5 protein-coding genes and 1 pseudogene are annotated in these 7454 nt (G+C 66.5%); 4 read left to right on the top strand and 2 right to left on the bottom strand.

All coding sequences use genetic code 11. From position 1 onward, the window contains the following. Positions 1 to 901: metallophosphoesterase family protein (locus ACLP25_RS29815; RefSeq protein ID WP_442472709.1), on the bottom strand; the 901-nt coding region annotated here is incomplete at its 3' end. 212 nt (positions 902 to 1113) lie between these two features. Here ACLP25_RS29815 and ACLP25_RS29810 point away from each other — a divergent pair. Both ACLP25_RS29810 and ACLP25_RS29805 read left to right on the top strand, forming a co-directional pair. Next, positions 1114 to 2379: a glycosyltransferase family 61 protein gene (locus ACLP25_RS29810; protein WP_442472708.1), complete on the top strand. Its 1266-nt coding sequence runs from the start codon at positions 1114 to 1116 to the stop codon at positions 2377 to 2379. 99 nt (positions 2380 to 2478) lie between these two features. Beyond that, on the top strand, positions 2479 to 3498 hold the full coding sequence (locus tag ACLP25_RS29805; RefSeq protein ID WP_442472707.1) for an alcohol dehydrogenase: 1020 nt from the start codon (positions 2479 to 2481) through the stop codon (positions 3496 to 3498). Here ACLP25_RS29805 and ACLP25_RS29800 read toward each other — a convergent pair. Next, positions 3482 to 4621 (bottom strand): adenylate/guanylate cyclase domain-containing protein, encoded by a 1140-nt coding sequence (locus tag ACLP25_RS29800; RefSeq protein WP_442472706.1) that lies wholly within the window; start codon positions 4619 to 4621, stop codon positions 3482 to 3484. The two genes, ACLP25_RS29805 and ACLP25_RS29800, sit on opposite strands and share 17 nt — an antisense overlap. Positions 4622 to 4748: 127 nt before the next feature. On the opposite strand from ACLP25_RS29800, the gene ACLP25_RS29795 reads away from it, so the two are divergent. Beyond that, positions 4749 to 5597, top strand: coding sequence for a hypothetical protein (locus ACLP25_RS29795; RefSeq protein WP_442472705.1), 849 nt, complete (start codon positions 4749 to 4751; stop codon positions 5595 to 5597). 23 nt (positions 5598 to 5620) lie between these two features. Beyond that, positions 5621 to 6510, top strand: a pseudogene (locus ACLP25_RS29790) (dienelactone hydrolase family protein). The last annotated feature ends 944 nt before the right edge of the window (positions 6511 to 7454 follow it).

Below are 7454 nucleotides of genomic sequence, written 5' to 3'. Positions count from 1 at the left end.
GGCGCGCATGCAGCGGCGTCACGCCGGCGAACGACACGCGCACCGCGAGCATGCGTCCTTCGGCGCCGTCGGCGTGCGGGCGCACCGCCGCCTCGACAGCGCGCATCAGGGAGGCTTCGTCGTCGTGTGCCTCCGCGTCGACGACCACTTCGGCCCAGCGGGCGCGGTCCGTCGCGACGCGTCTCACGGCGTCGACCCGGCCGTCGGCGACATCGACGAACACCGCGCCCTTTTCCCCGCATTCGCGCACGCTGCGGCCTTGCAGGTTGCCGGGATAGACGATCCAGGGATCGCGAGAGACGATCTCGAAGGCGTGCACATGGCCGAGCGCCCAGTAGTCGTAACCCTTCGCCGCGAGTTCGGCGGCCGTGCAGGGCGCGTAGTTTTCGTGGCCCGCACGACCGCAGGCGGTATGCAGAACGCCGATGTTGAACCAGCCGGGGACCGGTTCGGGGTAATCGAGCGCGTAGTTTTCGGCGACCTCGCGTCGGGGAAAGCCGCGGCCGTGCAGCGCGACGCGCAGTTCCTTGAGCCGGTGCGTCTCCGGTCGCCGGGTCGAAAACTCGAGGACCTTATCGGGCCAAGTCAGCGAACGGGTCACGACGCTATCGGCGTCGTGATTGCCGCGCAGAAAGAATGTCGGAACGCCCCGATTGGCGAGGCGGGCCAGTTGGCGATTGAAGAACAGGCCGATCGACGCGTCCCTCCAGTCGCCGTCGAAGACATCCCCGGCGATGACGGCGAAGGCGACCTCCTCCTCGAGCGCCCGCGTGACCAGGTCCTCGAAGGCTTCCCGGCTCGCACGGGCGAAGCGGGCGGCGACGTCGCCGTCCTTTTGCGCGAGCCCGAGCAGCGGGCTACCCAGATGCAGGTCGGCGGCATGAAGGAATCGGAAGCTCATCGCGGCCATGCTAGTCGAGAGCGCTTCCGCCAGCGAGGCAAAGGCCGCACTCGGCCGTGGATAACGCGCCCGGGGTTCGACTTGTGATGGCGGCCGCCTTGGGGCATAGGCCGCGGCGAGGCCGGGGCGTCCCGGTCGCGACGACGGATATGGATTTGCGTAACGGGCGGCGGACTTCAGCGACATCCGAGAGCGTCGAGAACGCGACGCGCATGCGCTTGAGCCGGTCGCTGCACGGCCTGTGGCGCAAGGCCGTGCGCGGCCCGCTGAAGACGCTGCGCGCGCGCCTGCGCAGCGCGGCGGCGGCGCGCGCGAAGGGCGGCCTCCCGGTCTCGGTCGATTGGGAGACCGAGCTTGCCGTCGTTCCTTTCGAGGGGCGGCTTCCGCCGCCTCACGCGCAATGCAGCGTCATTGAAGCGACGCGGTACCCCACCCGGCTGCATCCGCTGACGGTCAATTCCACGACCACCGAAGCGATGCATTATGTCCCCCACACGGTCGACGCGCCGGCGATGACGCTCGAACATCTCGTCGACCAGTACTGGTTCCCGAAGCTCGGGCTCCTCGTCTCGCAGGAAGCCCGGGTGTGGCGGCATTCCTTCCTCGGGCCGTTCCGGGAGGGTTTCCTCTCGTCGGTCAAGGAGATCGTCGACCGGCCAGGACCCGACGGCGCGCCCGCGCCCGTCTTCTTTCCGGAGCGGCTCGCCGGCGCGCCGAGGATCGCGGAGGAACGCCTACTGATCGCCAACTCGGAGAAGCCGAACTACGGCCACTACCTTCTCGACATGGTTCCCTTGATCCATCTCGGCGCGAGAATGCGGGCGCCGATGCTGACCTGGACGCTAAAGCCCTGGCAGCGCAGCCTCATCGACCGGCTCAATGTCCCTCCCGGGCTCATCCGGGAGATCCGGCCGCACCCGGTCTTCCTCGAGCACGCGATCGTCAGCAACCGCCACAGCGGGATCAGCAGCCAGAACGCGCATCCCCAGCAAAAGGACGTCTTTGCGGCGATCCTCGCCAATGTGCGAAAAGCCGCGCCGGGCCTCGAAACGCCGAAGCGCGTGCTCGTCTGCCGCAGCCTCGCCAACAGTCGCAACATCGTCAACCGCGCGGAGATGATCGAGGCCCTGAAGCCGTTCGGCATCGTCGCGGTCCAGCCGGAGAAGCTCTCGTTCGACGAGCAGGCGCTGACCTTCGCCAACGCCGACGTCATCGTGTGCGAGTTCGGCGCGGCGACCGTCAACGCCCTGTTCTGCCGCCCGGACGCAAAGGTCGTCGAAATCATCGCCGAGGGTCAGCACGATCCGTGGTCGTCGCATCTCCTCGCCATGCTGGGGCTCGAGCATGTCGTGCTGTTCCAGCCGCAGACCGAGGACGCGCTCGCGAACGCCCCGAGGCACATGAAGGATTCGCCCTTCTCTTACGCGGTCGATCTGGCGAAGCTGGTCGAGACCGTGCGGGCGCTAACCGCCGCCTAGGCTCAAAGAGCGGGCGGGAGACCCGACCGGCCGACCGCCGCAAGTTCGCCTCAAGTCGGCCACATGCTCGAAGCTCCCCTTCCTGACGGAGGTTCCGACATGGCGAAGATGCGCGCGATGGTCGTTTCAAAACCAGGTGGTCCGCTCGAAGCCGTCGAGCGCGACCTGCCTGAGCCGGGGCCCGAGGAGCTTCGCATCCGGGTCATCGCCTGCGGCGTCTGCCACAGCGATGCCGTGACCGTCCAGAAGTTGTTCCCGTTTATCCAGTACCCGCGCGTGCCCGGGCACGAGGTCATGGGGGTCGTCGACGCGCTCGGCCTTGGCGTCAAGGGCTTCAAGGTCGGCGACCGGGCCGGCGTCGGATGGTTTGGCGGCTCGTGCGGCTATTGCCGGCATTGCCGGCGCGACGCGGCCTTCGCCTGCGAAACAGTGACCGAGATCAGCGGCGTCACCCGGGACGGCGGCTACGCCACGCACATGGTGGCTCGGGCCTCCGCGGTCGCGCATGCGCCCGACGATCTCGACCCGGTCGAGTCGGCGCCCCTGCTTTGCGCCGGCGTCACCACGTTCAACGCGCTCCGCCACAGCGGCGCCGGCCCCGGCGATCTCGTCGCCGTCCACGGTGTCGGCGGCCTCGGGCATCTCGGGATCCAGTTCGCCGCGCGGCAGGGCTTTCGCACCGTCGCGGTCAATCGCGGGCGCGACAAGGAGGCGCTGGCGCGGAAACTGGGCGCAACCGATTATATCGACAGCGACGCCGAAGACCCGGCGAAGGCGCTCGGCGCCATGGGCGGGGCGAAGGCGATCCTCGCCACCGTCACCGACGCCGCAGCGATGCAGTCGATCGTCGGCGCTCTCGGGCCGAACGGCGTCATGATGGTGATCGGGGCGGTGGGACCGATGACCATCAACCCCATCGATCTGATCTTGAAGTCCGCCTCCATCCACGGCTGGTATTCGGGAATCGCACGGGATTCGGAGGACACGCTCGACTTCAGCAAGCTGAACGGCGTCGCCTCGATGAACGAAATCTACCCGCTCGACAAAGCCCAGGAAGCCTATGACCGGATGATGAGCGGCAAGGCGCGATTTCGGGTCGTGCTCAGGATGGATGCCTGACAGAACGGGACGGCGTCCGCGCGAACCGGACGACGTGCGCTTCCACCCGCTCTCGCCGGCCGCGCGCCTCGACAAGCTCGCGCTCGCCCGTCAGGACGCCGTCCGGCGCCGTGAGGGCGCGCCTCAGGTCGCCCGAGATCACGAGGCTCGCGTCAATCGATTTGCAATAGTCGCACAGCCTTGCCGCGACGTTCATCGTATCGCCGAAAAAGGCAAGCTGGCGCTTGGCGTCGCCGCATTCACTGACGACGACCGTCCCGGCGTGGATCCCGGCGCGGAATGCGGGGACGACGCCGAATTCCCGTTCGTAGGACGACGCAAGCGCGTCGATCTTGCGTCCGATCGCGTCGAAGCAGGCGACGCAGCGGCCGTTGCGCGTTGGATCGTCGCTGAGCGGCCAGCTCACGATCACCTCGTCGCCGACATAGGCGTGCACCGCTCCGCCGAAGTCGGCGATCGGCTCGTCGATGTCGAAGAAGAAGCGGGTGATCAGATCGTGAACCTTCACCTCGCCCATCGCCTCGGCGAGCCGGGTCGAGTTCGCCATGTCGAGAAACATCACGATCAGTCTTCGGCGAGTCGGGCGGTGGTAAACGCCGAGCAGCGCGCTCATCAGCAGCGGCGCCCCGATCAGGCGCTCGAGTTCGATCACCACGCCGACGACCATGGAGAAGGCGAAGCTGACCGCAACGATCCGCACAAGGTCGCTCGTCACCCAGCCGCGCCCGACGTCGGCATAGAGGATGAACTGCAGGACCAGGCCGACGGCGATAAGCGCACCGGTCAAGGCGAGCGCCTTCACGACGACCTCGACGGCCAGCGGCAGCTTGCGGAGCGCCACGCCCGGCCAGTTCCCCGCGTCGAACGCGGTCTGAACGGCCCAAATGGTCAGGCCGAGACACACGCCGTGCATGCCGCTGCGCAAAAACTCCAGGAGCGTCCGCTCTGCTTCCGGATCGAAGGCCAGCCGGTAGGCGAGACCGCCGATGAAGCCGCCGACGATGGCGACGATCGGAAAGCCCCTCCGCATGCCGACAGATCGCGGAAGGACCGGACGACGGTGAGGGTCGCGCGCCGGCGAAAGGCGCCCGGACTGCGCAATCTCGTCGTTTGGCCGGTCCATGAAAGGTCTCTTTACCACCGCGAGCCGGAGCAGCGGAACCTTTGGGCTTGCGGGCGGCGACGCGGTTGCAGACTCGGCTCTTTTGGCAATACCATTCCGGTCAACGGGGGGCGTCTCGGGAACGCAGTTGCGAACTGCGGAGGTCATGATGCCGATGTGGGACTGGCGGTTTGGCGGCCGCCCGGCGCTGGATGGTCTTCTTCTGGGGCTGGCGCTTCTGGCCGCCGAAGCCCCGGCGCCCGCTTTCGCGTCCGATCGCTCGACCTGCAAGTACTTCAGCCAGTTGCCGGACGACTGCGCCGCCGCGGAGCAGCGCAAATTCGACAATCTGCGCGGCTACCGGTTCGAAGAGATCGACCTCTACGCCCGTGACGTGATCAAGAAGGTCGTCTACGTCAGCATCTACAACACAACCGGGCAGAACGACGGGGACGACACGCGCGACTCCGCGCCGCAGGATTACGCAGCGCATGTGGATCCGAAGAAGGTCGCCAAGAAGTTTCAGGCGGTCGCCGCATGGACGAGCCCGCCCCGGTACTGGGCGGTGGACTGGCTCGCCGACCGGGTCGGCGCGGTGCGCAATTTCGACGGGCTCGACGCCGCCTGGATGGGCAACGGTCCGGCGCCGGAATCCAGACTCTCGGCAAAGCCGCCGTCGGACGCCTATCGCATGGAGTGGTTCCCGCGGACCGCGATCGAGGGCTTCAAGAAGGGAGCGAAGGTCTATTTGCTCGACGATCCCAAGAGCCACACCTGGGTCCTGACGGCCTACACCGGGGCGCACGACACGGCCGTCGACGATCTCGATTCGCTCGGCGACCGGCTTAAGCTGCCGCAGGGGTGGAAGTTCCGCAGCGTCATGCTCGACAAGGAGCTGATCCTCGAGGCGAAGGGCGGGTACGCCGCCTCGACGCAGGACGACAAGGGCGACGTCTACCACCTCGCCGGGCCAGGGCAGAGCAACTTCACCCCTTGAGCTTTCCGGACAGAGGATACGCGATGGAGCGGAAAAAGGCCTCCGACTTCCCGCAGGGGCTGTTGGATCTGTTCGACGCCTATGTCCACGGCGGGATCAGCCGACGCGCCTTCCTCGACGGCGCGCAAAGATTCGCGGTCGGCGGCGTGACCGTCGCCGCGCTTTTCGACATGCTCAGGCCGAACTACGCCTGGGCGATCCAGGTCCCGCCGGACGATCCTTGGCTGACCGCGCGCAGAGTGAGCGTCCCCTCGCCGCGCGGGACCGGGACGATCAGCGGCTATCTCGTCCGTCGGCGACGACGGTGAAGCTTCCCGCCGTCATCGTCATCCACGAGAACCGCGGCCTCAATCCCTACATCGAGGACGTCGCGCGACGGCTGGCGATCGCGAATTTCATCGCCTTCGCGCCGGACGGACTGACCTCCGTCGGCGGCTATCCAGGCGACGACGAAAAGGGACTCGCGCTGTTCAAGACGGTCGACCCCGACAAGATGCAGGCGGACTTCCTCGCCGCCGCGGAATGGCTGAAAGGCCAGCCGGATTGCACCGGCAAGCTCGGCGCGGTCGGCTTCTGCTTCGGCGGCGGGGTCGTCAACAAGCTTGCGGTCGCCATGGGATCGGACCTCTCCGCCGCGGTCCCCTTCTACGGAGTCCAGCCGCCGGCCGCGGACGCCGCAAGGATCAAGGCGGCGGTCAACGCGCAATACGCTCAGCTCGACACCCGCATCACCTCCGGCTGGCCGGCGTTCGACTCCGCGCTGACCGAGGCCCACGTCCCGCACGAGGGTCATATCTATCAGGGCGCCAACCACGGCTTTCACAACGACACGACGCCGCGCTACGACGAAGCCGCGGCGAAGGAAGCGTGGACGCGCACAATCGACTGGCTCAACAAGTATCTGCGAAGCTGACGGCGGAGTGCTTGCTTCTTCTGCGGTGGACCCGGCCCCCGCCGGCGCTCGGGATTGAAAGGGACAGCGCGGGGGGTCGCACGACGACATGAAAGGCGGGTGGTCCCCGCGAATCCCAGCGGATGGGATTGAAGACAATCGAGAAATGCCTGGCGCGACCCCCGCCCTGTCCCGCCCTCGCAAGCGGGAGCCGGCCGTCGCTTCGTCGTGGCGCGCGAAGGCCGGAGCAATGGTCGAAGGGCGTCGAGCGAGGGTTTGAGAGACCCAATTTCATCGTGCTTTCGCAGGAGGACTGACGGATCTCTTGAGAGATTCGATCAATAGGTTGACTCCTCCACTCGACGGAAAGATGGAGAAGAAATATTTTGGACGATCCGAAAACTTCAATCTTGACCACGCGCCGCTTAGAGATTTGAATTCGTATTTTCCTTGCTTTGCGCTTCAGCAATGAAACCTGCGGCGGAGAATACTACGATGAAATTGACACTCCTTTCTTCCGTTTCGCTTCTTCTCTTCATCAATTTGGCTGCGGCTCAGGGTCGAGCGTCCTGTCCCATCGGCTTCTCGGTTTGCCTGGTGCAAAAATTGACCGAGGTTAGCGGTCATAACGGCTCGACAGCTTCGTCCGCTGCGTCTGCGCATGGCGCCAGCTCCTCGGGGTCTGGGTCCTCGTCCGGCGGTTCTCACGGCGGCGCAAGCGGGGGTGGCTCGAGCGGTGGAGGCTCCGGCGGCGGGTCTGGCGGAGGCTCCGGCGGCGGCGGGTCTGGCGGCGGCTCTGGCGGCGGCTCCGGTGGAGGCGCGTCTGCTGGCGGCACGTCTAGTGGCTCACGTCATTGCTTTTGCTGGCATTGTCTGAATCTGTGCTGTCGCGATCGAGCGATGGAGATTGATTCGTGGCCAGCACAGAGGTTGCCGTCAAGAAATACGTGGTCAGGCTGAGTGGG

It is taken from the genome of Roseiarcus sp. (genome assembly GCF_052145395.1).
Lineage (GTDB): Bacteria > Pseudomonadota > Alphaproteobacteria > Rhizobiales > Beijerinckiaceae > Roseiarcus.
Note: the sequence above shows the minus strand (reverse complement) of the source record. Positions and strands in the feature narration are given on the sequence as shown.

Bases quoted from the DNA above. Each gene is read 5' to 3' on its own strand.
- ACLP25_RS29810 (WP_442472708.1), top strand. From the start codon at position 1,114: ATGCGCTTGAGCCGGTCGCTGCACGGCCTGTGGCGCAAGGCCGTGCGC.
- ACLP25_RS29805 (WP_442472707.1), top strand. From the start codon at position 2,479: ATGGCGAAGATGCGCGCGATGGTCGTTTCAAAACCAGGTGGTCCGCTC.
- ACLP25_RS29800 (WP_442472706.1), bottom strand. From the start codon at position 4,621: ATGGACCGGCCAAACGACGAGATTGCGCAGTCCGGGCGCCTTTCGCCG.